The sequence below is a fragment of the Brevundimonas sp. GW821-FHT02A10 genome, assembly GCF_059422025.1.
In genome coordinates, this window is sequence record NZ_JBWKWC010000004.1 from 297,307 (window position 1) to 322,935 (window position 25,629).

The following is a 25,629-nucleotide window of genomic DNA, read 5'->3' on the forward strand; positions in this document are numbered from 1 at the left end:
GGGCGATGACCCTCCTCGACCGCCTGGGCGTTTCGCTGCCGATCTTCCAGGCGCCGATGGCCGGGGTATCGACGCCGGAGATGGCGGCGGCGGTGTCCAACGCTGGAGGACTGGGCGGGATCGCTGTGGGCGCGACCGACGCAGCGGGGGCGGCGGCGATGATCACGGCGGTCCGGGCCCTGACCGACCGCCCATTCAATGTGAATGTCTTCGTCCATGAGACGCCGGTGGCGGATGCAGTGCGGGAGGCGGCGTGGCTGGAGGCCCTGTCGCCCCTGTTCGCGGAGTTCGGCGCCGAGCCACCGCCTCGCCTCAAGACGATCTACCGCAGCTTCGCTGACGATGAGGCCATGCAGGCCCTGCTGGTCGAGACGGCGCCGCCGGTGGTCAGCTTCCATTTTGGCCTGCCCGACGCGGGTGTGATCGCGGGCTTGAAGGCGGCGGGTTGCGTCCTGCTGGCGACCGCGACGAGCCTTGAGGAGGCCCTCGCCGTCGAGGCCGCCGGGATCGACGGCGTGGTCGCACAGGGCTGGGAGGCCGGCGGTCATCGCGGGGTCTTCGATCCGGACGCGTCCGACGACCGGCTGGGAACGATGGCCCTGACCCGGCTTCTGGTGGAGCGGACTTCGCTGCCCGTCATCGCGGCGGGCGGGATCATGGACGGACGCGGCGTGCGGGCGGCGCTCGATCTTGGCGCCGTGGCCGCCCAGCTGGGCACCGCCTTCATCGCCTGTCCGGAGAGCGCGGCGGACGGCTTCTATCGCTCAACGCTGGCCAGCGAGGCGGCAGAGCATACGGTCATGACCCGGGTGATCTCGGGCCGCCCCGCCCGCTGCCTGGCCAACCGCTTCACAGCGTGGGACGACGGGAGCCGCCCGCCGGCTCCCGCCTATCCCATCGCCTATGACGCCGGAAAGGCGCTCAACGCGGCCGCCAAAGCGCGGGGTGATGGAGGCTTTGGGGCCCAGTGGGCCGGTCAGGGCGCGCCGATGGCTCGCGGCCTTCCGGCGGCGGAGCTGGTCGCGGCCCTCGTATGGGAGATGGACAAGGTCGACTGAAGCCAAGCGACGCGAGTCTGGACTCATCCCCTCCAGGGGGATAGGAGCGGCGGATGACCCCGCTTTCCGAACTGCTGCAACAGGGCGCCGCCCACGCCTGGCTCTTCATCCCCAGCGCCATCCTGCTGGGCGCCCTGCACGGGCTGGAGCCGGGGCACTCGAAGACGATGATGGCCGCCTTCATCATCGCCGTGCGCGGAACGGTGAAACAGGCGGTGCTGCTGGGTCTGTGCGCCACCCTGTCCCACACGGTCATCGTCTGGATCATCGCCTTGGGCGGCCTCTATCTGTGGCGCGGCCTCGCCCCGGAGACCATCGAGCCCTACCTGCAGCTCGGCTCGGCCGTGATTATCATCGGTATGGGCGTCTGGATGATCTGGCAGGCGCGCCGCGAGCAGCGCCTGTCGGCCATGGGCCACCACCATGACCACGGGCACGACCATCATCACGGGCATGACCACGACCACGGCCATCCTCACCACGACGACGAAGACCGGCTGATCGACACCGGTCACGGCGTCCTGGGCCTGACGATCTTCGAGGACGGGGTTCCGCCGCGCTTCCGCATCTATGCCCAGTCCGGACGGCTGGACGCGGCGGGCAATGTGCGGATCGAAACCCGCCGCCCCGACGGGACCGGCGAAACCTACAGCTTCGTGCTCGCAGACGAGTATCTGGAATCGGTCGAGGCGATCCCGGAACCGCATGACTTCGTGGCCCGGCTGACGCTGGCGCACGGCGACCATTCACACGCCTATGACCTGGTCTATGCCGAGCACGACCATGTCCATCCGGAGTTGGACGACCTCAGCCTGACCGCCGGCTATCAGGACGCCCACGAACTGGCCCACGCCAACGACATCCGCCGCCGGTTCGCGGGCCGCAGTGTGACCACCGGCCAGATCGTCATCTTCGGTCTGACGGGCGGGCTGATCCCCTGCCCCGGGGCGATCACCGTCCTGCTGCTGTGCCTGCAGCTAAAGGCCTTCACCCTGGGCGCCGTTCTGGTGCTGTGCTTCAGCATCGGCCTGGCCCTGACCATGGTGACGGCCGGGGTCATCGCGGCCCTGAGCGTCAAGCATGTGTCGAAGCGGTTCAGCGGCTTCGGCGACATCGTGCGCAAGGCGCCCTATGTCTCGGGCGGCGTCATCCTGCTGCTCGGCCTCTATCTGGCCTGGAGCGGCTGGACCCATTTGCCCAACTGAGGAGCGACGTCATGAGCCACGCCCACAACGCCGATCTGATGAACCGCCTCAAGCGCGCCCACGGTCACCTCGCGACCATCATCCGCATGGTCGAGGAGGAGCGTGACGGGCTGGAGACGGCGCAGCAGTTGCAGGCCGTGGTCAGCGCACTCGACAAGGCCAAGACCATCCTGGTCACCGACCATATCGAACATCATCTGGAAGACGTCGTCGGTCCGCTCTCACGCGAGGCCCGCGAGAAGCTGGGCCGGCTGACTGATCTGGCGAAGTACCTCTAGAGGACTTCCAGCACCCGCTCGATGGGACGGCCGATGCGGGCGCCCTTCCCGGTCTCGACAATCGGGCGTTCGACCAGGATCGGCTCGGCGATCATGGCCTTGAGAATAGCGGCGTCGCTGGCGTCGGCGGCGAGGAGGGCCTTGGCGCCCTCCTCCTTGATCCGCAGCAGGCCGCGCAGGCCACCGCCGGTCTCCGAAGCCAGCCGGTTCAGCGTCGCCGCGTCCCAGCCGGTCTTCAGATATTCGACGATCTCGGGCTCGACGCCCCGCTCCCGCAACAGCGCCAGCGCGTTTCGCGAGGTGCTGCAGCGGGGATTGTGGAAAAGCGCAACGGGCAAAATCAGTAGGCCGAGTTGGCTGCGTCCAGTTGAAGCTTGTCCAGCTTCGAGATGCCGCGCAGGCCGGTGACGTGCAGGAGGACCTGAACGACCATGATCACGCCCGAAAGGACGATCTGCCACAGCGGCGTGACGGGGGCGTTGGGATTCATGGTCGCGGCCAGCGGCGAGGCCAGCACACCGACCAGGCCGATGACGAGCAGGACCAGGAACAGGATGGCGACCCACTGCTTGGGCGAGCGCCACTGGATGAAGGCGAAGATCGCCTGGACCACGATCATGGCGTAGCCGAACCAGATCGTCCCCTGCATGGTGGCGGAGACGATGGCGCCGGCGCCGGGGGTCTGGGCTTCAGCGGCGGCGATGGCCTGTTCGGCGATCTGGGGCTGGGTGGCCATCCAGATGGCGCCCGCAATACCGACCACCACCCCGATGATGATCGAGATGGCGCTGGCCTTTGCGGCCTTGGCGGCGTCGGTTTCCGTGTTGATCGGGGTCGTCGGCAATAGATGGGTCATGGGTGCTTCCTCAAGCTGACAGAGGGCAACCCTAGCTTGCCGAACGGCGTAACGAAACCATCGACCTTCACCTTTTCGTCGGGGAAGCCTAGGGTCCGGCCGATGCGGATTCTCACCCCCGATCAGACCGTGCTCGACCATGTGGCGGCGCGGGAGGCCACGATCATCGGCCGGGCCGTGGACTGGGCCGGGATCAACTCGGGCAGCCGCAACGCCGCCGGGCTGAACGCCATGCTGGAGGTGCTGGAGGCCGAGGCGCGTCGCCTGCCCGCCGAGGTCGTGCGCATTCCGACGCAGGGCTCGACCACCGTCGGCGACGACGGATCGGTGAAGGCACAGGCCCATGCTGACGCCCTGCAGATCACCGCCCGGCCTGAAGCCCCGGTGCAGGTCGTCCTCACGGGACATTATGACACCGTCTTCCCGGCCGAGAGCGGTTTCCAGACCGTGACGACGCGCGCCGACGGCGCCCTGAACGGCCCGGGCGTTGCCGACATGAAGGGCGGCATCTCGGTGATGTTGGCGGCGCTGGAGGCGTTCGAGACCCACCCCGACCACGCCAATGTCGGCTGGACCGTACTGTTGTCGCCGGACGAGGAGATCGGATCACCGGCCTCCGCGCCACTGCTGGCCAAGCTGGGTGCGGCAGGTCATGTCGGCATGACCTATGAACCGGCTCTGGCCGACGGAACCCTGGCGGGCGAGCGCAAGGGCAGCGGCAATTTCCACCTGATCGTCACGGGCAAGGCAGCCCATGCGGGCCGGGCCTTCCACGAGGGCGCCAACGCCGTCGCCGGCGCCGCCATCATCGCCGCCGCCCTGCACGCCCTGAACGGCCGCCGCGAAGGGGTGACGGTCAATGTCGCCAAGATCAGCGGAGGCGGCGCCCTGAACGTCGTCGCCGACAACGCCGTGGTCCGTTTCAACGTCCGTGTGCCCGATGCACAGGCCGCCGCGTGGGTTACCGACGCCGTGCACGAGATCGCCGCTACGCCGCCGTTCGAGGGGCTAACGCTGGACCTGCACGGCGGCATGACGCGGGCGCCCAAGCCGATGGACGCCAGCCAGACGGCCCTGTTCGAAGCGGTGCGCGAGACCGGCGCCCTGCTGGGTCAGACCATCGCCTGGACGCCGTCGGGCGGGGTCTGCGAGGGCAACAACCTGCACGCCGCGGGCCTGCCCAATATCGACACGCTCGGGGTACGCGGCGGCGACATCCATTCGGACCGCGAGTTCGCCTGGCCCGACAGCTTCGTCGAGCGCGCCCAGCTCTCGGCCCTGATCCTTTGTAAGCTGGCGAGTGGCGAGATCGACGCCCACCGCCTGAAATCCCTGCGTCTGGAGACGATGTAAAAGATGCTCGTCGTCCGACCTGCCCTGCCCGCCGACCTCGATCACCTGCTGGAGCTGGCCATCCTGTCCGGCCCGGGCTTCACCAGCCTGCCCGAGGACCCGGATCAGCTGACCGAGCGTCTGGATCTCAGCCGCGACAGCTTTGCGGGCGCGATTTCGCCCGAGCAGCGCTGGTACACATTGATGCTCGAGGAGAGCGACACCGGCGACATCGACGGCATCGGCAGCGTCAAGGCGGCGGTGGGGCTGAAGCGGCCCTTCTTCTCCTATCGCGTGGTCAACAACGCCTCCTCCTCGCCGTCGCTGAACATCCGGCTGGAGCACCAGACCCTGGTGCTCGTCAACGAATGCACCGGCTGGACCGAGGTCGGCTCCCTGTTCCTCAAGGCCGACCGGCGCAAGGGAGGCGCCGGACGGCTGCTCAGCCAGTCGCGCTATATGCTGATCGGCGCCGAACCCGAGCTGTTCGCCGATACGGTTCTGGCCGAGCTGCGCGGTGTCTTCACCCCCGACGGCGCCTGCCCCTTCTGGGACCACGTCGCGCACAAATTCTTCCCCATGCCCTTCGATCAGGCGGACATGATGACGGGATCGACGGACAAGCAGTTCATTCTCGACCTCGCGCCGCGCCATCCGATCTATGTCGACCTGCTGCCCGAGCCCGCCCGCGCGGTGATCGGCAAGGTGCATCCGCAAGGGGTGCCGGCCATGGCCCTGCTGGAAAGCGAAGGCTTCCGCCCCAACGGCCTGATCGACATCTTCGACGCCGGCCCGACCGTCGCCTGCGGCCGCGACAATATCCGCACCGTCCGCGACGCCCGCTCCATGACCGTGGCCATCGCCGACGAGGTCGAGGCCGAACTGCCGTCGCTGATCTCGACCGACAGCGTCGGGGCCTTCCGCGCGGTGCGCCAGCGTGTCGCGCTGGACGGCGACGTCGCCACCGTCTCGACTGAAACCGCCGACGCCCTGAAGGTCCGGGCGGGCGACACCGTACGTATCAAGGCCTGAGTGCAATCATGACCGTGTTCCAGTCGACCAACCCCGCCACCGGCGAAACCGTCTGGGAGGGCGAGGCCGCCTCCGCCGCTGACGCCGCCGCCGCCGTCGCGACCGCCCGCGCCGCCTTCCCCGACTGGGCCGACCGCCCGCGTCAGGACCGGATCGACGCCGTGAAGCGCTACCAGACCGCGCTCAAGCGGCGCGCGCCGGAAATGGCCGAGGCCATCTCCAGGGAGACCGGCAAGGCCCTGTGGGAGACCAACACGGAACTGGCCTCCATGGCCGGCAAGGTCGATATATCGATCCGCGCCTATGACGAACGCACCGGCGAGCGGACCACCGAGACCGCCTTCGGTCACGCGACCCTGCGCCACCGTCCGCATGGCGTGGCGGCGGTGCTGGGCCCGTTCAACTTCCCCGGCCACCTGCCCAACGGCCATATCGTCCCGGCCCTGCTGGCCGGCGACACCGTCGTCTTCAAGCCGTCGGAAGAGACGCCGCTGACCGGCCAGCTGATGGCCCAATGCCTGGCCGAGGCCGAGCTGCCGACCGGGGTGTTCAACCTGATCCAGGGCGGACGCGACACCGGCGCGGCCCTGCTGGACCAGACCATCGACGCCCTGATGTTCACCGGCTCGGGCGCTGCGGGGGCGTATTTCAGGAAGAAATTCGCCGACGATCCGCATGTGATCCTGGCGCTGGAGCTGGGCGGCAACAATCCGCTGGTGGTCTGGGACGCGGCCGACGCCGAAGCCGTCGCCGGGATCGTGGTCCAGTCGGCCTTCGTCACCACCGGCCAGCGCTGCTCCTGCGCGCGGCGTCTGGTGGTGCCCGAGGGACCGCAGGGCGACGCCATCGTCGAGGCGGTGGCGGCGCTGTCCGACCGTCTGGTCTTCGCGCCGTGGAACTCCTCGCCCGAGCCTTATGCCGGGCCGCTGATCTCGGAGAAGGCGGCCAACGCCGCGCTTCAGGCCCTGCAGCAGCGCATCGATCTGGGCGCGAAGGTCATCCGCGCCAGCGGCCCGGTCGGCAATCTGCCGGGCGCCTTCGTCAAGCCGGCCATCATCGACGTTACGGGCCTGAAGGTGCTGGACGAGGAGATGTTCGCGCCCTTCCTGCAGGTGATCCGCGTCCCGAGCTTCGAGGCCGCCGTCGCCGCCGCCAACGACACCCGTTACGGCCTGTCCGCCGGTCTGGTCTCGGACGATCCAAAGAACTGGGACCACTTCATCCGCCGCATCCGCGCGGGCGTGGTCAACTTCAACCGCCCGACCACCGGCGCCGCCGGCGACATGCCCTTCGGCGGCCTCGGCGACAGCGGCAACCACCGCCCGAGCGCCTGGTACGCCGCCGACTACTGCGCCTATCCGGTCGCGAGCTTCGAGGCCGGGTCGGTCAGGAACATCGAGGGCGAGATCAAAGGGTTGCGGGGGTGACCTCCGCCGTCGAAGCCAACGCCGATGGTCTGATCGGGCCAACCCATTCCTATGCGGGGCTGAGCCCCGGCAACCTCGCGGCAAGCCTGTCGAAGGGCGAGGCGTCGAACCCGCGGGCGGCGGTGCTGCAGGGGCTCGACAAGATGAAGCGGCTGGCGGACCTCGGCCTGCCGCAGTTCGTGCTGCCGCCGCATGAACGGCCCGATATCGGGTTCCTGAGAAGCCTCGGCTTCGGCGGGACGGACGCCAACGTGCTGGAAACGGCGTGGAAGGACGCGCCCGCCTATGTCGCCGCCGCCGCCTCGGCCTCGCCGATGTGGGCCGCCAACGCCGCTACGGTGACGCCGAGCGCGGACTCAGCCGACGGCCGCGTCCACTTCACCCCGGCCAATCTGCACACCAATCTGCATCGGTCGCTGGAGCATCGGCAGACGAAGCGGGCGCTGGACGCCCTCTTCCCCGACCCGGCCCGGTTCGCGGTCCACGACGCCCTGCCTGCCCACGCCCAGTTTTCCGATGAAGGCGCGGCCAACCATGTCCGCCTGTGTGCCGAGCACGGGGCGCCGGGGGTCAATCTGCTGGTCTGGGGCCGCGAGGTGCACGAGCCCTGGGACGGCGCCTTCCCCGCGCGCCAGACGCTGGAGGCGTCCCAAGCCGTCGCGCGCCGCCATCAGCTTCTGGGCGACGGGGCCGGCCGTCCCGTCTTCCCGCGTCAGGGCAGAGCGGCCATCGCCGGCGGGACCTTCCACAATGACGTGGTCTGCGTCGGCTCGCTGCAGACCCTGCTGTTCCACGAACTGGCCTTCGAAGACACGGCCGCGACCAAGGCCGACATCCGCGCCGCCGCGTCCGGCCTGTTCGAGCCGATCTTCGTCGAGATCGCCGAGGCCGACCTGCCGCTGGCCGACGCCATCGCCAGCTATCTGTTCAACTCCATGCTGATCCAGATCCCGGGCGAGGACCGGCTGACCCTGATCTGCCCCACCGAGACCCGCGACAACGCCCGAGCCCATGAGGTGGCGCAGGGACTGGCCGCCTCCAACGGCCCGATCGGCCGGGTCGAATATGTCGACGTGCGCCAGTCGATGCGGAACGGCGGCGGGCCGGCCTGTCTGAGGCTGCGGGTCGTGCTGACCGACGATGAACTGGCGGCGACCAACGCAGACATGCGGCTGACCGAGGGGCTGCACGGGGCGCTCAGCGTCTGGGCCGTCAACTGGTACCGCGACCGACTAAGCCCGGCCGATCTGGCCGACCCGGCCCTGCTGGACGAGAGCCGGGGGGCGCTGGACGAACTGACCGGCATTCTCGGCCTCGGCTCCGGCTTCTATCCGTTCCAGAGGGACTAAGCTCATGACCGCCACCGCTCCCATGACGCCTGCGCGACGCCTGCAGAACATCGTCGGCGGCTCGGCGGGCAATCTGGTGGAGTGGTTCGACTGGTACGCCTATGCGGCCTTCACCCTGTATTTCGCGCCGGTCTTCTTCCCCGACGAGGACCCGACCGCCCAGTTGCTGAGCGCCGCCGCCGTCTTCGCGGTGGGCTTCCTGATGCGGCCGATCGGGGCCTGGATCATGGGGATCTACGCCGACCACAAGGGACGCAAGGCCGGCCTGACCCTGTCGGTCAGCCTGATGTGCGCCGGCTCCCTGATCATCGGCTGCGCGCCCGGCTATGCCCAGATCGGCATCGCGGCGCCGATCCTGCTGCTGTTCGCCCGGCTGCTGCAGGGGATCAGCGTCGGCGGGGAGTACGGTTCATCCGCAACCTATCTGTCGGAGATGGCCACGCCGAAGCATCGCGGCTTCTGGTCCAGCTTCCAGTATGTGACCCTGATCTCGGGCCAGTTGCTGGCCCTGCTGCTGCTGATCGTTCTCCAAAGGACGCTGAGCACGGAGGCGCTGGAAAGCTGGGGCTGGCGCATTCCCTTCTTCGTCGGCGCCCTGCTGGCCGTTGTGGTGTTCTGGCTGCGGCGTCGGCTGGACGAGACCGCCGCCTTCAAGGCCGAGGACGTGCGGACCGCGCCCAAGTCCAGCGCCCTGCAGCTGATCCTCAAGCATCCGAAGGAGGCGCTGATGGTGCTGGGCCTGACGGCCGGCGGCACCCTCGCCTTCTATACCTACACGACCTACCTGCAGAAGTTTCTGGTCAACACCTCGGGCTTCTCCAAGACCACGGCGACCGAGATCAGCGCCAGTGCGCTCCTGATCTATATGCTGCTCCAGCCCGCCGTCGGCGCCCTGTCGGACCGGATCGGGCGCAGGCCGGTGATGATCGCCTTCGGGGTGCTGGGCGTGCTCTGCACCGTGCCGATCATGTCGGCCCTGGCCGTGACCACCAACGCCTTCGCCGCCTTCGGGCTTGCCCTGACCGCGCTGGTGATCGTCAGTGGCTACACCGCCATCAATGCGGTGGTGAAGGCTGAGCTGTTCCCGGCCCATATCCGGGCGCTGGGCGTCGCCCTGCCCTACGCCATCGCCAACGCCCTGTTCGGCGGAACGGCGGAGTACGTCGCCCTGTGGTTCAAGCTGGACGGAAACGAGAGCCGCTACTTCTGGTACGTCACCGTCATGATCGGGGTGTCGCTGCTGGTCTTCGTCTTCATGCGAGATACAAAACATAAGACGCTGATCACGCACGAATAGGGGTCAGGCCGCGAACCGGCCGCCCCGCGCCGCATAGGTCTGGGTCCCGCGCGTGATCACCCGGTCGCCCGGCAGGACGGCGTCGACGGCGATATCGGCCTGCCCCTTCAGGGCGTCATAGACAGGGCCGAAGTCCTTCAGCGTCACCTCCTTCAGCGCCTCGATCGAGGGGATGACGAAATAGACCTGCTGGAAGTCGTCGATCCGGTAGAGGGTGCGCATGACCCGCTCCAGCTCGAAACCGATGCGGTTGGGCGACGGATCCTCCAGCGCGAAGACGCTCTCGGTCGCCGAGGAGACGATGCCGGCGCCGTAGATGCGCAGCCCCTTGGCCGATTCCATGAGGCCGAACTCGACCGTGTACCAGTAGAGCCGGGCCAGCTGGGGCAGCATGCCCAGCGAGGCCGCGCGCTGACCGCCCTTGCCATAGGCCTGCATGTAATCCGCGAAATCCGGGTCCGTCAGCATGGGCACATGGCCGAAGACGTCGTGGAAGATGTCCGGCTCCTGCAGGTAATCCAGCTGGTCCGGCTTGCGGATGAACTGGCCCGAGACGAAACGGCGGTTGGCCAGGTGGTCGAAGAAGACATCGTCGGGCACCAGGCCCGGCACGCATTCGACCGTCCAGCCGGTCAGGGCCTTGAGCTTGGGATTGAGCACGGCGAAATCGGGAATGCCGCCGGTGTTCAGGTCGAGCGCCTTCAAGCCGTTCATGAAGGCGTCGGAGGCCCGGCCCGGCAGGATCTTCATCTGCCGCTCGTACAGGGTGTCCCAGGTGTCGTGCTCGACCTCGGAATAGGCGCGCCAGTTCTGGCTGATGGTCCAGTCCGCGGCGGCGCCCGGGGGCGGGGCGTCGAAGACGTGTTCGAAATCGGACATGGACGCGCTCCACTGGTGGCGTGTCTCGGAGACACGCTCTTCTTATGCCCTATCTAGGCGGCGGATGAACGCCCGGCTAGTGGATCGGCTGCTTCGCGGGGGCGTGGTGGCCTGCCGCATCAACGGTGAACCAGTGGGCCTCGTCGTCGGGACTCAAGGGTTCGACGTCCGGATCGACCTCCAGCACGCCCTCGGCGGCATAGACGAGAAAGCCCGAATCCTGGCCCATCGCCAGCACCCGATAGAAGGGCTGGTCGCGGTGGTCCGGGGCGGGCTGGTCCGCCGGCCCCGCATAGATCGGATCGACGTCGACGATCAGGCCGCGGAAGGCCTGCTCCCGGTGGCGGACAATCTGGCCGAGGCCGAATTTGGCTGTGTGCTCCTGGGTCATGATCGCAAGCTACGTCGCGGGACCTGAGCCGGATCCGTCCACGTCGTTCATGGGGGCGTCATATTCGCTTGGCGAGCGAGGCGGGCTGCGTCTAGGTTGCTCGGGACGGGCGCCGTCTTCGGTTGCGCCCATATGAAAGTTCGGCCCATGCCGGAACCAGACGGCGCGCCTTCGGGGCGCGACGAACGGTCCCAGCGCCAGAGGTCCGACCGCGCTTCGACCCCGGGCAAGTCTCGCGGCGGCGCACAGGGCCATGGAGCGTCCGGTCGGGATGCGCCGCTTTACGGCGCGCTCGATCTGGGGACCAACAACTGCCGCCTGCTGATCGCCCGCCCGGCGCGGGAAGGCTTTCGCGTGGTCGACAGCTTCAGCCGCATCGTGCGCCTCGGTGAAGGCCTCAGCCACACCGGCCGGCTGGACGACGCGGCCATGGACCGCGCCTATGACGCCCTCGCCTCCTGCGCCGAGCGGGTGGTGCGCAAGGGTCTGGATTCGGCCCGCCTGACCGCCGTCGCCACCCAGGCCTGCCGCCAGGCCGAAAACGGCGCCGCCTTCATCGAACGCGTCCGCGCGGGCACCGGCCTGAAACTGCGTATCATCGACCCGGCCGAAGAGGCCCGGCTGTCGGTCGAGGGCTGTCTGAACCTGTTCGATCCCCGCGCCGAGGCGGTGCTGGTCATCGACGTCGGCGGCGGCTCGACAGAACTGTCCTGGCTGCGGAAACAGGGGCGCGACATGAAGACGGTGGCCTGGATGTCAGCGCCGCTGGGCGTCGTCACCCTGGCCGAGCGGCATCCCGAGCCCGAGGATGTGACCGGACCCGCGGGCGCGGTCTGGTACGAGGCCATGGTCGCCGACATGGGCGCGGCCATCGCCGCCGGCGGCATCGTCGACGCCGACATGCGCGACCTGTTCGGACGCGGCCGGGGCCATATGGTCGGGACCTCCGGGGCGATCACCAGCCTGGCCGGCATCCACCTGAACCTGCGCCGCTATCAGCGCGACCGCATCGACGGCCTGTGGATGAGCCGCAAACAGTGCGAGGCGGCGGCGGATCGGCTGAAGGCCCTGGGCCCGGCCGGGCGCGCGGCCGAGGCCTGCATCGGGCCGGATCGCGCCGATCTGGTGCTGGCCGGCGCCGCCATTCTGGAGGCGGTGCAGCGCGCCTGGCCGTGCGAACGTGTGCGCGTCGCCGACCGGGGTCTGCGCGAGGGCCTGTTGCTGCAAAGAATGCGCGAGGACCGCAAGCCACGCCGTCGGCGCCGTCGCGGACGCCAACCGGCTGCAGCGGCGGAATAGTCTCTAGCGGGGCCCCGAGGCGCCGGGCGCGGCCGTTCCGGCCGGAGCCGCCGCGACCACCGAACCGCCCGCGATCTGCACCGGCAGGACGATGTCGCAGACCGAGAAGTCGGCGCCCTTCGACGCTCGCGTCATATCGACCATGGCGCGGAAGCGCGGCGAGGCCGTGTCCAGCACCTGAACGCCGGGCCGGTCGGCCTCGGGCAGGTCGGCGGCGATACGGACGGTGGTCATCCGGTCGGGATCGGTGACGATACCGCTGCCCTCGGCGCCGGTCTTGAGGCTGCGCACCACGTCCAGACCCGACACGACGGCCCCCCAGACGGTGTAGCGCTTGTCCAGCGAGGGATAGGGCTGGCGCATCAGGAAGAACTGGCTGTTGGCGCTGTCCGGATTGTCGTCGCGCGCCATGCCCGCCACGCCCGGGCAATAGACGCCCCAGCCGTGGACCATGTGGTCGGCCGTCGTGGCCATATAGCTGTCTGGCTGGGTCTGGATCGGCAGGGAGTGGACGAAGCCCAGGACGGCGCCGGCGGGGGCGGCGACCGGCGAAAAGGGCATGTCCGGTCCGCGGCGGAAGGTGAACTCGGCCTTCAGGTCGGGATAGGCGCTCTGGCCGTCGCCGGTGCCGAGCGGATCGCCGGTCTGAGCCATGAACAGGTCGATGACCCGGTGCCAGGTCAGGTTGTCGAAGAAGCCGTTGCGGGCCAGCAGCCGCATCCGCTCGACATGCAGGGGCGCGACCTCGGGGGCCAGCTCGACCAGGATGCGGCCCTTGGTGGTCTCGATGACCATCAGGTTTTCGGGCGGCACGGTGCGCCATTCCGAAGGCGGGGCGGCGGTCGGGGCGGGCGGCGGAGGCGGCGGGGTCTCGGCCGCCTGGGCGGCGCTGGCCGGAGGATGGGCCGGCGCATGAGCCGCGGTCTGGGCAAACGCGCCCGACGCCAGAATGAGGGAGGCCAGGGCCCCCGCCGTCACGGTTCTGATCATGCCGTCCCCTCCCCCGAGCGTTTTCAGCCGCCGGTCACGATCGACGGCGTCTCGACGTCGCAGATGCTGAAATTCAGCCCCAGTCGGGCCCGGGTCGCCTCATAGCGCTGGACGAAGGCGGGGCTGGTCGGCAGCAGCACCTTGACCACCGGGCGCTGGGCCTCCGGGATGGCCGAGGCCAGCTGGACCTTGGTCATCCGGTCCGGATCAGCGACGGCGCCGTCGGACGCATCGCTGCCGGCGTTCAGCGCCTTGACCACGTCCAGCCCGCTCACCACGCGGCCGAAGGTCGTGTAGTTGCCGTTGAGATTGGGGTTGGCGCCCATCATCAGATAGAATTGGCTGTTGGCGCTGTTCGGATCACCCGACCGGGCCATGCCCGCCACACCGGGGCAGAACAGGCCGCCGGCATCCACCTTCATGTCGGCCGTGACGAACATCTGGGCGTCAGGCTGCGTCTGGATCGGCACGGAGCCCAGAATGCCGCGCAGGCCGCTGGTCGAGGCGTTGGGCACGACGGCGAAGTCGGCGTTGCGCCCACGGCGGAACGAGAACTCGGCCGGAACATCAGGCAGGTCGCTTCCGCCCGAGCCGGTGCCCAGAGGATCGCCGGTCTGGGCCATAAAGCCCCGGATGACACGGTGGAACTTCAGCCCGTCATAGAAGCCGCGGTTGGCCAGGGTGCGAATGCGCTCGACGCTCTGGGGCGCCACGCGGGGTTCCATCTCCACCAGGATACGGCCCTTGGTCGTGTCGATGACCAGAAGGTTGTCGGGCGAAACCGTGCGCCAGTCGGCCGCATCGGCGGGCGGCAGGGGCGTGGCGTTCGGGGCCGCGCCCTGGGGCGGGGTCCGGGGCATGAGCTGGGCCTGGGACGGACCGGCGGCGAGGGCCATGACACCGGCGACGGCGGCGGCGAGAATGGTGAGCGGACGCGAGTTCATACGTGTTTCTTTACCCTGGCCCGCACGCGCGCGGCGACGGCGGGGCTGACGAAGCTGTCGATATTCCCGTCCAGGCGGGCGATCTCCTTGACCAGACGGGAGGCGATCGCCTGATGGCGCGGATCGGCCATCAGGAACACGGTCTCGATGTCCTGATTGAGGCGCTGATTCATCGCCGTCATCTGGAACTCATATTCAAAGTCGGCGACGGCGCGCAGGCCACGCACGATGACGCTCGCCTCCAGCTCCTCGGCGAAGTGCATGAGCAGGCTGGAGAAGGGTTTGACCACGATGTCGCCGTCGAAACGGGCCACCTCGGCGGCTACCATCTCGACGCGCTCGGCGGTCGAGAACAACGGGCCCTTGTCGTCGTTCTGGGCCACGCCGATGACCAGCCGGTCGACCAGCTTCGTGGCCCGACCGATGATGTCCATATGGCCGTTGGTCACCGGGTCAAAGGTGCCCGGATACAGTCCGATCCGCATTTTTCCGACTGGCATAAGGGGTCGCCCTCCCGCTTCAGACGGCGGTGTTAGCAGGTGCGAAAGTCACGGCCTAGAGGCTCAGCTTCCTCACTCGGCCTCGCCCGCGTCCAGCCCCTTCAGATAGGGCCGCGCCGCCAGGATGGCCTGGCTGCGGTTGCCGACGCCCAGCTTCTTGAAGATGGCGGACAGATGCTGCTTCACCGTGCCCTCGGTCAGGTTCATGTCCCCGGCGATCTGCTTGTTCAGCCGGCCGTCGGCCAGGGCGACCAGGACCCGAAGCTGGGCCGCCGACAGCGTCGAGATACGCTGCTGGAAGTCCACTGCCGCAGGCGTCGGCGCCGCGGTTTCCGGGAAAGGCACCTGTTCGCCACGCATAATCGTGCCCACCGCATTGACCAGCGAAGACACCGGCGCGGACTTGGACAGATAGGCCGAGACGCCGAACGTCCGGGCCAGGGCCACCGTATGGGCGTCGGCGCGCGAGGACACGATGGCGATCGGCACATTGGGCAGAAGCTGCTGCAACCGGATCAGGGCGCTGAACCCCGTCGCGTCGGGCAACATCAGGTCCAGCAGAACCAGCTTGATGCGGGCGCCGTTGGCGCGAGCATAGGTCTCGGCCTCAGCCGCCGTCGTGACCCGGCCGACCTCCAGATGCGGGTAGGCCGCGCCGACCGAAAGCTCGAAAGCCTCCCCGACAAGCGGGTGATCATCAACGATCAGGACAATCCACTGCATGGCGATGAATCAAGCCTCCTCGCTCCCCTTTTCCCACAACCGGGGTGTGAGGCAAACAGGAACGACATGGTTACCGAAAGATTATCGAATACTTCGGGATACATCAGTATTCTTGGTAAACATCAAATAACCATACGCATCGCTTCTGTATAGTTATCGCCAAAAGCGTATAACCTTGGTGTGTTTTGGGCCCCAATACGGGTTCCGGTTGTAGACATCGACAGTGGTGGCGGCCCATCAGGACGTCATCAGGTTGCAAACGCCCCTCAGGGAAAACGTCATGTCCAACAAACTCTTCTTCGCTGCCGCCGCCGCTCTTGTCGCCGCCGTGGCCAGCCCCGCCTTCGCGCAGTCCTCGGCCTCCACCACCGGTACGGGTTCGGTCACCATCGTCCGCCCCCTGACCATCACCAAGAACGCCGACCTGGCCTTCGGCACCGTGGTCCGCCCGGCGACGGGCTCGGGCACGGCGGTGGTCAGCGCCGCAGGCGCCCGTTCGGTCACCGGCGGCGTTGTCGGCCTGTCCTCGGGCGCCACGCCCGCCGCGGCCCAGTTCACCGTCTCGGGTGAAGGCGGCCAGTCGATCTCCATCACCATCCCGGCCAGCTTCTCGATGGCCAACGGCTCCGACACCCTGACCGTCACGACCTCGAACAACCTGACCGGCTCGGCCTCGGCCCAGACGCTCAGCAACGCCATGGGCGCCGCCGGGACCCTCGCCTTCAACGTCGGCGGCAGCGTGCCGATCGCCTCGACCACCCCGACCGGCACCTACAGCGGCTCGTTCACGGTTTCGGCGGCCTATAACTAAAGGCGTATCCGGGGCGCCGACAACGCGAGGTTGGGTTAACCTTCCGCCGTTAGTCTGCGGGTTCGAAGCCGCCCCCGGGTCCAGACCAATGCTCAGATCAGCCGCCCCTATCATTGCCGTAGCGCTCGCCCTGGCCGGCGCCGCAGCCGCCCAGACGTCTGCCGCCCCTGTGGCCACGGCGACGCCGACGGGCGCCGATCTGAACATTTCGCCGCGTCGCGTCACCTTCGACGAGACCGAGCGCGCCGCCTCCGTCTACGTCTTCAACCAGGGCGACGCCCCGGCGACCTACACCGTCGAACTGGTCGACAGGGTCATGTCATCGGACGGCCAGATCCGCGCCGTCGCCGACGCCCCCGACGCTCCGCGCTCGCCCTCGGCCATGGACTATATCCAGTACACCCCGCGCCGGGTGACGCTGCAGCCCAAGGAAAGCCAGGTCATTCGCGTCCGCGTGCGGCCGCCCGCAACCCCAGGCGAGTATCGCACTCACCTGACCGTCACGGCCCTGCCGCCCGAGACCACCGGCTTCACCGCCCAACAGGCGGCCGAGAACAATCCGAACGGCGTAGCGCTGCAGATCACCGCCCTGTTCAGCGTCAGCATCCCGCTGATCGTTCGCGACGGCGCCGTCGACGCCCGCGCCGCGGTTGAGAACGCCCGCCTGGTGGCCCCAAGCCAAGGGGCGCCGAACGGCGCGGTCAGCCTCGACCTCGTCCGCCTGGGCGCCAGCTCCGTCTATGGCGACGTCCAGATCCGCGCCGGAACGGGCGCCGACGAACATGTCGTCGGCCTGGTGCGCGGCATCGCCGTCTATCCGGAAATCGAGCGCCGCACGGTCGTCGCGCCCCTCGTCATGCCCCTCGTGGCCGGTGAGCCGGTCCGCGTCGTTTACGTCGACGATGACACCAAGGCCGGTACGGTTCTGGGGACCGCATCCGCCGCTCCCGCAGGCGCGCCCGCAGCGCAATGACCTCTGCCCGCCAGGCCACGGCGGTCGCGCTCGCCGTCCTGGCGGCGGGAACCGTGACGCCGGCCACGGCGCAGACTCTCGTGACCAATCTGGTCGTCGCGGCCGAACCCGCCCCGTTCAACGCCGACGACCTCCTGTTCATGGAGGTCCAGGCCGACGGCTATCAACTGGCCGAAACGATGAACGTCTATGGCTCCCGCGCCGGGGTCTATGTGCCGCTGGGCGAGTTCGCGCGGGTACTCGATTTTGCCATCGGCGTCTTCCCTGCCCAGCGCCGCGCCGAGGGCTGGATCGGATCGCGCGACCGCAAGCTGACCCTCGACCTCAATACGGGCGTCGCTATCGTCAACGGCAAGGCCATCACCTTCGCCCCCGGCCAGGCCGCGATCTTCGACAACGACCTCTATGTCCGCGCCGATCTGGCCGAGCAGCTGTTTCCGGTGAAGCTGCGCGCCGACGTCAACGCCCAGACCCTGACCGTCACCCCGACCGAACCCCTGCCCTTCCAGCAGCGTCTGGCGCGCGAGGCTCGCGCCGCCGGCCTGAACCAGCCCCAGGCGATCCTGCGCGTGCAGGAGGTCCCGGCGCCCTATGACCTTTTCACCCCGCCCGCCTTCGACGTGAACCTGGGCGGACAGGTGGCGCGCGACGGCGTCGACCAGTCCCACAGCTTCGACATCCGCGCGGCCGGCGACCTGCTGTACGCGGGCTTTCAGGGCTTCCTCGGTTCGGACCAGAACGGCGAACCGGCCAATGCCCGCGTCCTGTTCGAACGCAAGGACCCGGACGGCCACGCCCTCGGCCGCCTCGGCGCCACCCGCGCGGGCCTCGGCGACGTTTTCAGCCCCTCGATGTCACTCGGCGCCGGCAGCTATGGCGGCCGGGGCTTCGTCTATTCGACCGCGCCGCTGGAGACCGTCGACCTCGCCACGCCTCTGAACCTGCGCGGCGAGCTGCCCCTTGGCGAGGAGGTCGAGCTCTACGTCAACGAGGTGCTTCAGGCCGCCCGATCCACCCCGGATCAGGGCCGCTACGAGTTTCTCGACGTCCCCCTGACCTTCGGGCTGAACACCATTCGACTGGTCTTCTACGGACCGCAGGGCCAGACCCGGGAAGAGGTCCGGCGGATCAATTTTGGCGCGGGCCAGATCGAACCCGGCAAGCTGGTCCTGCGTCTGGCCGCGATCCAGCAGGACCGGTCGGTGTTCGAGCTCAAGCCCGACGCCACCCCGGACGAAAGCCAGGGCGAGGCGCGGCTTGAGGCCCTGTTCGACTACGGGATCAATACCGCCCTGACCGTCAGTGGCGGTCTGGCCCGATATACGCCCGCCGGTTTCGAACAGCGCACCCTGGGACTGGCCGGCGTCAGGGCCTCCCTGTTCGGCGTCGCGACCCAGGTCGACGCCGCCCGCGACAGCGAGGGCGGGACAGCCGCGACCGTGGGGCTGGCCGCGCGCCCGTTCGGCCTCTCCATCGTCACCCGCCACGCCGAGTACCGTGGCGGTTTCGTCGACGAGACACGTCAGGTCGGCGCCACCCAGGACAGCCTGCTGCGCCGGGCCACAGACTTCCGCGCCGACATGCAGTGGCGGGTGCGGGACACCTTCAGCCTGCCCCTGTCACTCGACTTTCGCCGCCTCGAAAGGCTGAACGGCACGGGCGAGACCAATGCCGAGTTTCGTACCTCCGCGCCGGTCGACCGCTACTATCTGTCGACCAGCCTGGCCTATGCGGACACCACGACGCTGACGACCCGCGCGCGGACCCTCATCGGCGCCTTCGACGTCGCGACGCTGGTCGCCGCCCGGGCCCAGTTTCGTGGCGGCGTCAGCTATACCGTTTCCCCGACGACAGAGCTGGACAGCGCCTATCTGACCGCCGACGTCCAGATTTCCGAGCGCCGCACCCTGCGGCTCAGCGCGGTTCAGACGCTGGGCGAACAGGAGGCGACCACGCTTCAGGCCGCCGCCTTCTGGCGCGCCAAACGCTTCGACGTGGCCCTGACCAGCGCCTGGGAGACCCGATCGGGCGAGTGGCAGGTGGGAATGCAGCTGGGGTTCGGCTTCGCCTTCGACCCGGTTGTCGGTCGCTACAATGTCGTGCGGCCGGGCGTCTCCGCCGGTGGCTCCATGGCCGTGAACGCCTTTGTCGACGCCAATGGCGACGGTCGCCGCCAGCCGGACGAACAGGGCGTATCGAAGATCGTGATCCAGACACCCGCCGGCGCCGCGATCACCGACAAGGACGGCCACATCTTCACCTCGAGCCTCGGGGACGGCGCGGCCGCCTCGATGCGGGTTAATCTGGAAGGCATCGACGATCCCTTCCTGCTGGGTCAGGCCGAGATCATCCGGACCGTGCCCCGCCCCGGACACACAACGCGCGTGGACATGCCGCTTCAGCAGTCCGGCGAGGTCGAGATGACCATCATGCTGCACCGGGACGGGGCCGAGGATCGCACCCTCGCCGCGGTCAATATCCAGCTGGTCCCCGAAGCGGGCGGCGCGCCCGTTCTGGCCCGCAGCGATCACGCCGGCGTCGTCTTCATCGAGGACGTGGCGCCCGGCCGTTACCGGATACAACTCGATCCCCAACAGGCCTCCGATCTCGGCATGACGATGACGGGCGCCACCGCGGTCGTGCTTCCCGCCGACGGCGGCTATGTCCGCTTCGGAACCGTCGTGGTTCAAATCGCTCAAGGAGGAACCGCCTGATGCGCCCGCTTTTCCTGAAGGCCTGCCTGCTGGCAGGCGCGGCCGCCTTGCTGCTTCCCCCTCCGGCCATGGCCCAAACTGCCCCCCCGAGCCGCCGCGCCAACGCGACCGGCGCGATCCAGGTCGAGCGGGCCCTGACGTTGAGCAATGTCCAGTCGATGAGCTTCGTGGCCACCCGCCGCAACCTCGACAGGGGGACCGGCAACGGCGTCGAGGCGACCAATGCCGACGCCTCCGACGCCCCGGCGGTCATCGACATCACCGGCGATCCGGGCCGCGTCTACCGGATCCAGCTGCCGGCCACCATCGACACCGCCCTCTCGGACGGCGTCATCTCCGGCTTTCAGGTCTGGAGCGAGACGGTCGGCGACGTCTCCAGGACCATGACCGGCCGCCTGAACGCCGAGGGGCACGACCGCCTGCGCATCTCCGGCGTCCTGACCACCGCCCGCGGCATGATTATCACCGAGGTCCAGACCGCCGTCCCGGTGAACATCGACTACGAATAGAAGGCGCGTACGAATAGAAGGCGCGCTGGCGCCCTCAAACCGTTGAAACGTTTTGGCGCGTGGACAGGTCCGGTTGGCTCGCTCATAGGGGGGCCGTGACCACCCTCGCTCCAAGTCCGGATTCCCGCCCCGTATCGGCCGCCCCGGCGTCCACGCGTCGGCACGATCTGGACTGGCTGCGTATCGCCGCCTTCGCCCTGCTGATCGTCTATCACGTCGGCCTCGCCTACGGCCCCTACGACTGGCACGTCCACAGCGCCCATACGCTGGAGTGGATTCGCGAAGGGGTGCTGATCACCAATCCCTGGCGGCTGACCCTGCTGTTCCTGGTGTCGGGCGCGGCGCTGCGTTTCATGACCCTGAGGAAGACGCCGGCCGAGGTCGCCAAGCTGCGCCTCGCCCGCCTCGGCCCGCCGCTGGTGTTCGGTGTTCTGGTGCTGGTGACGATCCAGTCGTGGATCGAGGCGATGGACAAGTCGCATACGCCGATCAGCTATCCGGCCTGGCTGTGGCACGAGTTCAGCCCCTCCGGCATCGCTGACGGCATCCCCCTGAACCATCTGTGGTTCGTCCTCTACATCACCGTCTACAGCTTCATCGTCGTGGCCCTGCTGAACCGGCCCGGCTGGATCGCCTGGGCGGAGGCGAAGATCGGCCCGGCGCTGAGCGGCTGGCGGCTGCTGGTCTTCCCGGCCCTCTATCTGATGGTCGTGCGCTGCATCCTGTTCCCGCACTTCGGCCTGACCAACAACATCGTCTGGGACTGGTACAACCACGCCCAGTCCCTGGCCGCCTTCCTGTTCGGCTTTCTGGCCGTGCGGCAGGAGAGCATCTGGCGCGATTTCCAGCGCTTCCGCTGGATCGGTCTGGGCCTGGCCGCCGTGGCCCTGCCCCTGATGATGCTTCAGGTCGCCCATCCCGGCGGCGGCGCCTTCTGGGGCGTGCCCCGCAATCTGGTCGTGGCGCTGGACCAGTGGTCGGTGATCGTCGCCGCCCTCGGCTTCGCCAGCCTCTATCTCAGACACTCCACCGGCCCGATCCAGACCTATCTGAACGAGGCGGTCTTCACCCTGTATCTGGCGCACCAGACGGTGCTGGTCTGCGCCATCTGGCTGATCCGGCCCGCCGGCCTGCCGGTCTGGGTCGAGGCCCCGACCTTGATCGCCATCACCATCGGCGGCAGCCTGCTGATCTATGAGATCGTGCGCCGCGTCCCCCTGCTGCGTCCCATCTGGGGTCTCAAGCCCCTGCCCGGCCGCGCCCTGTTCTCGGGTCTGGCCGTGAGCCGCTATCGCCGCCGCCGGATCCTGCTGGGGATCGGGGTCTTCGCCCCGCTTCTGGCCCTCGCCGTCGTCGGCATGGCGATCCTCGCCTATCCGGGCTTCGACAATGCGCGGCAGTACCTCAGCGAGCTGGGCGGCGCGTCATCGCCCATGCCGCGCATCTTCAACTGGGGCGTCTTCGTCGCGGGGGTGATGGCCGGGTTCGCCGGGGTCGGCTTCGGCCTGGCCGTGATCGCGATCACGCGCGCTCACATCGCCGGGTGGCTGACGGCGATCGTCTTCGTCCTGGCCGGAACGGGCCTCGCCCTGTCGACCCTGTTCCCGTATCCGGACCCCCGGCACATGTACATCAACATGGGTCTGGGCATTCAGGTCGCGCCCCTGCTGCTGCTCTGGGGCCTGGCCGGCAGCCGCGAGCTATCACGCCTGAAAGCCTTTCTGATCGGGGTTTTCGTGGTGATGACAGGCCTGACCGTCATGACCTATCATCTGGTCCTGCCGGGCACGGTGAACCCGTCCAACGTCGGCTGGTGGGAGCGGGTCTACGCCCTCGTCCTCGTTGGATGGGTCGGGATCGCAGCCTGGGCCCTGGGCCGACGGCTGCGGCATCACGCCGAGAGCCAGTGAATCCGGGGCGGTCGCGAAAAAACACGGGACCATCACAACTCTGTGATTGATTTTCACGAAAATGCGTTCATGCTGCAATGCAGTAGTCCGCGCCTCCTCCGCCTCCCAAGCGCGGATTTTCGGGGAAATCAAAGCCGTCATGAACAGCCTGGCCCTGCGTAGCGAAGACTTCCTGTCCGGAGCCGTCGAATACGGCGCCGATGGATGGCTCCCCGACGAAGCGCCGCTGGCCATGCCGCGTCAGGCGTTCGACGTTGAAACCCCGACGGTTTCCGCGACGCTGCCGACCACGCCCGCCAAGGTGAAGGCCCGCCGTCTGGTGCTGCTGGCCGCCACGGTCGTGGTGACTGCGCTGGCCGCCGTCGCTCCCTTCATCCTCTACGCCCGCCACGGCTGGGACGGTCTGGAGATGCTGGCCTTCGGCCTGTTCCTGATTCTGATCGCCTCGATCGCCTGCTGGTTCTCCAACTCGGCCATCGGCCTGTGGGTCCTGATGACGGACCGCGAGCAGGACGACCTCGACTTCCGTCCGCACCCGGCCGCGCCGACGACGCGCACCGCCCTGCTGATGCCGCTCTATAACGAAGACGCCCACACCGCTTTGGGCCGTCTTGCCCAGATCGACGCCGGTCTGGCCCGCCTTGGCGTGACCGACGCCTTCGACCTGTTCGTCCTGTCGGACACGAACAAGCAGGAAGCCCTGATGCTGGAACAGGCTGCCTTCGCCGGCTTCCGCATCCGCGCTCACTCGCAGGCCTTCTATCGTCACCGCGAAAAGAACACCGAGGCCAAGTCGGGCAACATCACCGACTGGACCCGCCGCTGGGGCGCCGCCTACGAGTTCATGATCGTGCTCGACGCCGACTCGACCATGGCCGGCGAGACCGTCCTGCGTCTCGTCGACGCCATGGAGCGCAATCCGGGCATCGGCCTGATCCAGACCGCCCCGACCATCGTCAAGGCCTCGACCCTGTTCGCCCGCGTCTCGCAGTTCAGCGTCAAGCTGTACGGCCGCGTCGCCGCCGCCGGCCTGGCCTGGTGGACGGGTTCGGAAGGCTCCTACTGGGGCCACAACGCCATCCTGCGCACCCGCGCCTTCGCCGAGGCCGCCGGCCTGCCCGTCCTGCCGGGCAAGAAGCCCTTCGGCGGCCATATCATGAGCCATGACGTCGTCGAGGCCGCCCTGCTGCGCCGCGCCGGCTGGGCCGTCCACGTCACCGCCGCCCTCGACGGTTCGTGCGAAGAAACCCCGCCGACCATCACCGACTTCATCCGTCGTGAGCACCGCTGGTGCCAGGGCAATCTGCAGCACATCGCCCTGCTGGGTTCGCGCGGCCTGAACGGCGCCTCGAAGATGCAGCTGTTCATGGGCGTTCTGGCCTATGTCGCCTCGCCCCTGTGGTTCGCCTCGCTCGTCACGGGTCTGGTGATCCAGCTCTACTATCCGATCGACTGGGCCTCGTTCTTCTACTTCCTGCACCCCGAGTTCTCGCCCTTCATGCTGGCGTCGCTGCTGGCGGGCGTGCTGCTGATCGGGCCCAAGATCATGGGCGCCGCCCTGGTCCTGTCGCGTCCGCGCGAGCGTCGCGCCTTCGGCGGCGGCGTGCAGATCATCAAGGGCATGTGCGCCGAGATCTTCCTGTCGGCCCTGTTGGCCCCGATCCTGATGGTCGCCAACACCAAGGCCGTCCTCAAGATCCTGTGCGGTCAGGACGCCGGCTGGCACGCCCAGCAGCGTGACGCCGACGGCATCACCTGGGCCGACGCCTTCCGCTCGATGCGCTGGCAGATGGGCGTGGGCCTCGGCTTCTGCGCCGCCCTCGCCTTCCGTCCGGACCTGGCCACCTTCTTCATCCCGATCGTCGGTCCGCTGCTGCTGGCCGCCCCGATCGCGGTCTGGACCTCGCGCCGCGCCACCGGCGAGGCCCTGGCGGCCAAGGGTTATCTGGTCACCCCGGCCGGCGACGAGCAGAGCGCCACGCCTTCGGTGCTGCACGGCCCGACGCGTCCCAGCCCGCTGCGCGAAGAATCCCGCGTCGCCGCCCTGCGCGCCCTGTCGAACGCCTAAGCGAGACGTCGAGCCAAAAAGAAAGGCCGCGCACGGGCATCGTGCGCGGCCTTTTCGTATCCGGCTCCCGGCTGCTCCTAGAGCTGCCCCATTGAGTTGTCGTGGTGCACGGCCTGCTGCTTCAGCCAGTCGACGAAGGCCGTGGCGCTCGGCGAGGCCGGACGATCGCGCGGCAGCACCACGTGGTACGCAAAGCCCACGGCCTGACTGCCGTCGGCGAAGGGCGCGACCAGACGGCCCGAGTTGAGGTCGGCCTGGGCCAGGGTCCGCTTGGCCAGGGCCACGCCCCGTCCCGCCAGCGCCGCCTCGATGACCATACTGGCCTGATTAAAGCGCGGTCCCCGTCGCGGGTCGGAATGCTTCACCCGTCGCGCCTTCAGCCACATGGCCCAGTCGGGGCGGCCGGGATCGCCGTCCTCGGACATGTCGTGCAGCAGGGTGTGGTGGGCGAGGTCCGCCGGCGTCCGGATCGGATGTTTGCCGTCCATCAGCGACGGCGCCGCGACCGGCAGCACCGTCTCGGCCATCAGGCGCTCGACCACATGGCCCGGATAGTCGCCGGGGCCGTAGCGCACGGCCAGATCGGCCCCGCCCTCCCCCAGGGTCGCCGGCTCCATATCCGCCGAGATCCACACCTCTATCTCGGGATGGGCGGCGTGGAAGTCATCCATGCGCGGCATCAGCCACTTGGAGGCGAACGACGGAGCGACGCTGATCGACACCTGCTTACGACGTGGCGGTTCGCGCAACAGGGACGAGGCGTCCATCAGCCGCTCGAAGCCCTCGCGCAGCAGGGGCACGGCGCCGCGGCCCAGATCGGTCAGTTGCAGCCCCTTGGCCTCGCGCTTGAACAGCGGTCCGCCGACGATGTCCTCCAGCAGGCGGATCTGCTGGCTGACCGCGCCCGGGGTCACCGCCAGCTCATCGGCGGCGCGTGAGAAGTTGAGGTTTCGCGCCGCGCTCTCGAAGGCGCGCAGGGCATTGAGGGGGAGCAACGGTCTGGCCATGGCCGTTAGAAATCCTATCACCGCGCCAAAGACAATCTGGTTTGTGCATCGCACCCCATAGGCAGAGGGTCATTTCA

Annotated in this window: 24 protein-coding genes; 15 read left to right on the forward strand and 9 right to left on the reverse strand. The window is 68.5% G+C overall.

All coding sequences use genetic code 11. The annotated features are described in order from the left end of the window. Positions 1 to 5: 5 nt before the first annotated feature. From AC07U0_RS13450 to AC07U0_RS13460, 3 genes are read left to right on the forward strand one after another with little or no spacing between them, the layout of a single operon-like run. Complete coding sequence (locus AC07U0_RS13450) at positions 6 to 1,058, forward strand: NAD(P)H-dependent flavin oxidoreductase (RefSeq protein WP_494720512.1); 1,053 nt, start codon at positions 6 to 8, stop codon at positions 1,056 to 1,058. A gap of 53 nt (positions 1,059 to 1,111) precedes the next feature. Continuing rightward, the gene (locus tag AC07U0_RS13455) at positions 1,112 to 2,263 is read left to right on the forward strand and encodes a nickel/cobalt efflux transporter (protein WP_494720513.1); all 1,152 of its coding nucleotides are present in this window, start codon (positions 1,112 to 1,114) and stop codon (positions 2,261 to 2,263) included. Between the two features lie 11 nt (positions 2,264 to 2,274). After that, on the forward strand, positions 2,275 to 2,541 hold the full coding sequence (locus AC07U0_RS13460; protein ID WP_494720514.1) for a metal-sensing transcriptional repressor: 267 nt from the start codon (positions 2,275 to 2,277) through the stop codon (positions 2,539 to 2,541). Here the strand turns inward: AC07U0_RS13460 and arsC are convergent. Further along, the gene (gene arsC, locus AC07U0_RS13465) at positions 2,538 to 2,879 is read right to left on the reverse strand and encodes an arsenate reductase (glutaredoxin) (RefSeq protein ID WP_494720515.1); all 342 of its coding nucleotides are present in this window, start codon (positions 2,877 to 2,879) and stop codon (positions 2,538 to 2,540) included. The two genes, AC07U0_RS13460 and arsC, sit on opposite strands and share 4 nt — an antisense overlap. A gap of 2 nt (positions 2,880 to 2,881) precedes the next feature. Next, positions 2,882 to 3,397 (reverse strand): hypothetical protein, encoded by a 516-nt coding sequence (locus AC07U0_RS13470; protein WP_494720516.1) that lies wholly within the window; start codon positions 3,395 to 3,397, stop codon positions 2,882 to 2,884. Positions 3,398 to 3,499: 102 nt separating this feature from the next. Between AC07U0_RS13470 and AC07U0_RS13475 the strand changes: the two genes are divergently transcribed. The 5 genes from AC07U0_RS13475 to AC07U0_RS13495 are packed head-to-tail and all read left to right on the forward strand — an operon-like array spanning position 3,500 to position 9,834. Continuing rightward, a complete protein-coding gene (locus AC07U0_RS13475; protein ID WP_494720517.1) occupies positions 3,500 to 4,750 on the forward strand; it encodes a hydrolase in 1,251 nt (416 codons plus the stop codon). A 3-nt stretch (positions 4,751 to 4,753) separates the two neighbouring features. Beyond that, positions 4,754 to 5,761, forward strand: coding sequence for an arginine N-succinyltransferase (locus tag AC07U0_RS13480; protein ID WP_494720518.1), 1,008 nt, complete (start codon positions 4,754 to 4,756; stop codon positions 5,759 to 5,761). Positions 5,762 to 5,769: 8 nt separating this feature from the next. After that, positions 5,770 to 7,188 carry a succinylglutamate-semialdehyde dehydrogenase gene (gene astD / locus AC07U0_RS13485; RefSeq protein WP_494720519.1) on the forward strand — a complete coding sequence of 473 codons (1,419 nt, stop codon included), beginning with the start codon at positions 5,770 to 5,772 and terminating at the stop codon, positions 7,186 to 7,188. Continuing rightward, positions 7,185 to 8,537, forward strand: coding sequence for an N-succinylarginine dihydrolase (gene astB, locus AC07U0_RS13490; RefSeq protein ID WP_494720520.1), 1,353 nt, complete (start codon positions 7,185 to 7,187; stop codon positions 8,535 to 8,537). The genes astD and astB overlap by 4 nt, the downstream gene beginning before the upstream one ends. A 4-nt stretch (positions 8,538 to 8,541) precedes the next feature. Next, positions 8,542 to 9,834, forward strand: a complete 1,293-nt coding sequence (locus AC07U0_RS13495) for an MFS transporter (RefSeq protein WP_494720521.1) — start codon at positions 8,542 to 8,544, stop codon at positions 9,832 to 9,834. A gap of 3 nt (positions 9,835 to 9,837) precedes the next feature. Here AC07U0_RS13495 and phhA read toward each other — a convergent pair whose 3' ends face one another. After that, positions 9,838 to 10,713 carry a phenylalanine 4-monooxygenase gene (gene phhA, locus AC07U0_RS13500; protein WP_494720522.1) on the reverse strand — a complete coding sequence of 292 codons (876 nt, stop codon included), beginning with the start codon at positions 10,711 to 10,713 and terminating at the stop codon, positions 9,838 to 9,840. 76 nt (positions 10,714 to 10,789) lie between these two features. Continuing rightward, positions 10,790 to 11,104, reverse strand: coding sequence for a heat shock protein HspQ (hspQ, locus tag AC07U0_RS13505; protein ID WP_494720523.1), 315 nt, complete (start codon positions 11,102 to 11,104; stop codon positions 10,790 to 10,792). A gap of 147 nt (positions 11,105 to 11,251) precedes the next feature. On the opposite strand from hspQ, the gene AC07U0_RS13510 reads away from it, so the two are divergent. Further along, complete coding sequence (locus tag AC07U0_RS13510) at positions 11,252 to 12,403, forward strand: Ppx/GppA phosphatase family protein (RefSeq protein ID WP_494720524.1); 1,152 nt, start codon at positions 11,252 to 11,254, stop codon at positions 12,401 to 12,403. Between the two features lie 3 nt (positions 12,404 to 12,406). On the opposite strand, the gene AC07U0_RS13515 is transcribed toward AC07U0_RS13510, so the two are convergent. The 4 genes from AC07U0_RS13515 to AC07U0_RS13530 form a co-directional block, all read right to left on the reverse strand. Beyond that, the gene (locus AC07U0_RS13515; protein WP_494720525.1) at positions 12,407 to 13,393 is read right to left on the reverse strand and encodes a peptidylprolyl isomerase; all 987 of its coding nucleotides are present in this window, start codon (positions 13,391 to 13,393) and stop codon (positions 12,407 to 12,409) included. A gap of 23 nt (positions 13,394 to 13,416) precedes the next feature. Then, the gene (locus AC07U0_RS13520) at positions 13,417 to 14,337 is read right to left on the reverse strand and encodes a peptidylprolyl isomerase (RefSeq protein ID WP_494720526.1); all 921 of its coding nucleotides are present in this window, start codon (positions 14,335 to 14,337) and stop codon (positions 13,417 to 13,419) included. Continuing rightward, positions 14,334 to 14,822 carry a pantetheine-phosphate adenylyltransferase gene (coaD, locus tag AC07U0_RS13525; RefSeq protein ID WP_207871284.1) on the reverse strand — a complete coding sequence of 163 codons (489 nt, stop codon included), beginning with the start codon at positions 14,820 to 14,822 and terminating at the stop codon, positions 14,334 to 14,336. The genes AC07U0_RS13520 and coaD overlap by 4 nt, the downstream gene beginning before the upstream one ends. A gap of 87 nt (positions 14,823 to 14,909) precedes the next feature. Continuing rightward, a complete protein-coding gene (locus tag AC07U0_RS13530) occupies positions 14,910 to 15,560 on the reverse strand; it encodes a response regulator transcription factor (RefSeq protein WP_494720527.1) in 651 nt (216 codons plus the stop codon). 280 nt (positions 15,561 to 15,840) lie between these two features. Here AC07U0_RS13530 and AC07U0_RS13535 point away from each other — a divergent pair, with 280 nt between their 5' ends. The 6 genes from AC07U0_RS13535 to mdoH all read left to right on the forward strand — a co-directional run bounded on the left by AC07U0_RS13535 (position 15,841) and on the right by mdoH (position 24,545). Further along, positions 15,841 to 16,371, forward strand: coding sequence for a DUF4402 domain-containing protein (locus AC07U0_RS13535; RefSeq protein ID WP_494720528.1), 531 nt, complete (start codon positions 15,841 to 15,843; stop codon positions 16,369 to 16,371). An 88-nt stretch (positions 16,372 to 16,459) separates the two neighbouring features. Continuing rightward, complete coding sequence (locus AC07U0_RS13540; RefSeq protein WP_494720529.1) at positions 16,460 to 17,344, forward strand: fimbrial biogenesis chaperone; 885 nt, start codon at positions 16,460 to 16,462, stop codon at positions 17,342 to 17,344. Next, positions 17,341 to 20,058, forward strand: coding sequence for a hypothetical protein (locus AC07U0_RS13545; protein ID WP_494720530.1), 2,718 nt, complete (start codon positions 17,341 to 17,343; stop codon positions 20,056 to 20,058). Before AC07U0_RS13540 ends, AC07U0_RS13545 begins: the two co-directional genes overlap by 4 nt. Beyond that, positions 20,058 to 20,567: a hypothetical protein gene (locus AC07U0_RS13550; RefSeq protein WP_494720531.1), complete on the forward strand. Its 510-nt coding sequence runs from the start codon at positions 20,058 to 20,060 to the stop codon at positions 20,565 to 20,567. Before AC07U0_RS13545 ends, AC07U0_RS13550 begins: the two co-directional genes overlap by 1 nt. 95 nt (positions 20,568 to 20,662) lie before the next feature. Continuing rightward, a complete protein-coding gene (locus AC07U0_RS13555) occupies positions 20,663 to 22,477 on the forward strand; it encodes an acyltransferase family protein (protein ID WP_494720532.1) in 1,815 nt (604 codons plus the stop codon). 139 nt (positions 22,478 to 22,616) lie between these two features. Then, complete coding sequence (gene mdoH / locus AC07U0_RS13560) at positions 22,617 to 24,545, forward strand: glucans biosynthesis glucosyltransferase MdoH (protein ID WP_494720533.1); 1,929 nt, start codon at positions 22,617 to 22,619, stop codon at positions 24,543 to 24,545. A 77-nt stretch (positions 24,546 to 24,622) separates the two neighbouring features. Here the strand turns inward: mdoH and gcvA are convergent, their stop codons facing one another. After that, complete coding sequence (gene gcvA, locus AC07U0_RS13565) at positions 24,623 to 25,552, reverse strand: transcriptional regulator GcvA (RefSeq protein WP_494720534.1); 930 nt, start codon at positions 25,550 to 25,552, stop codon at positions 24,623 to 24,625. Between the last annotated feature and the right edge of the window lie 77 nt (positions 25,553 to 25,629).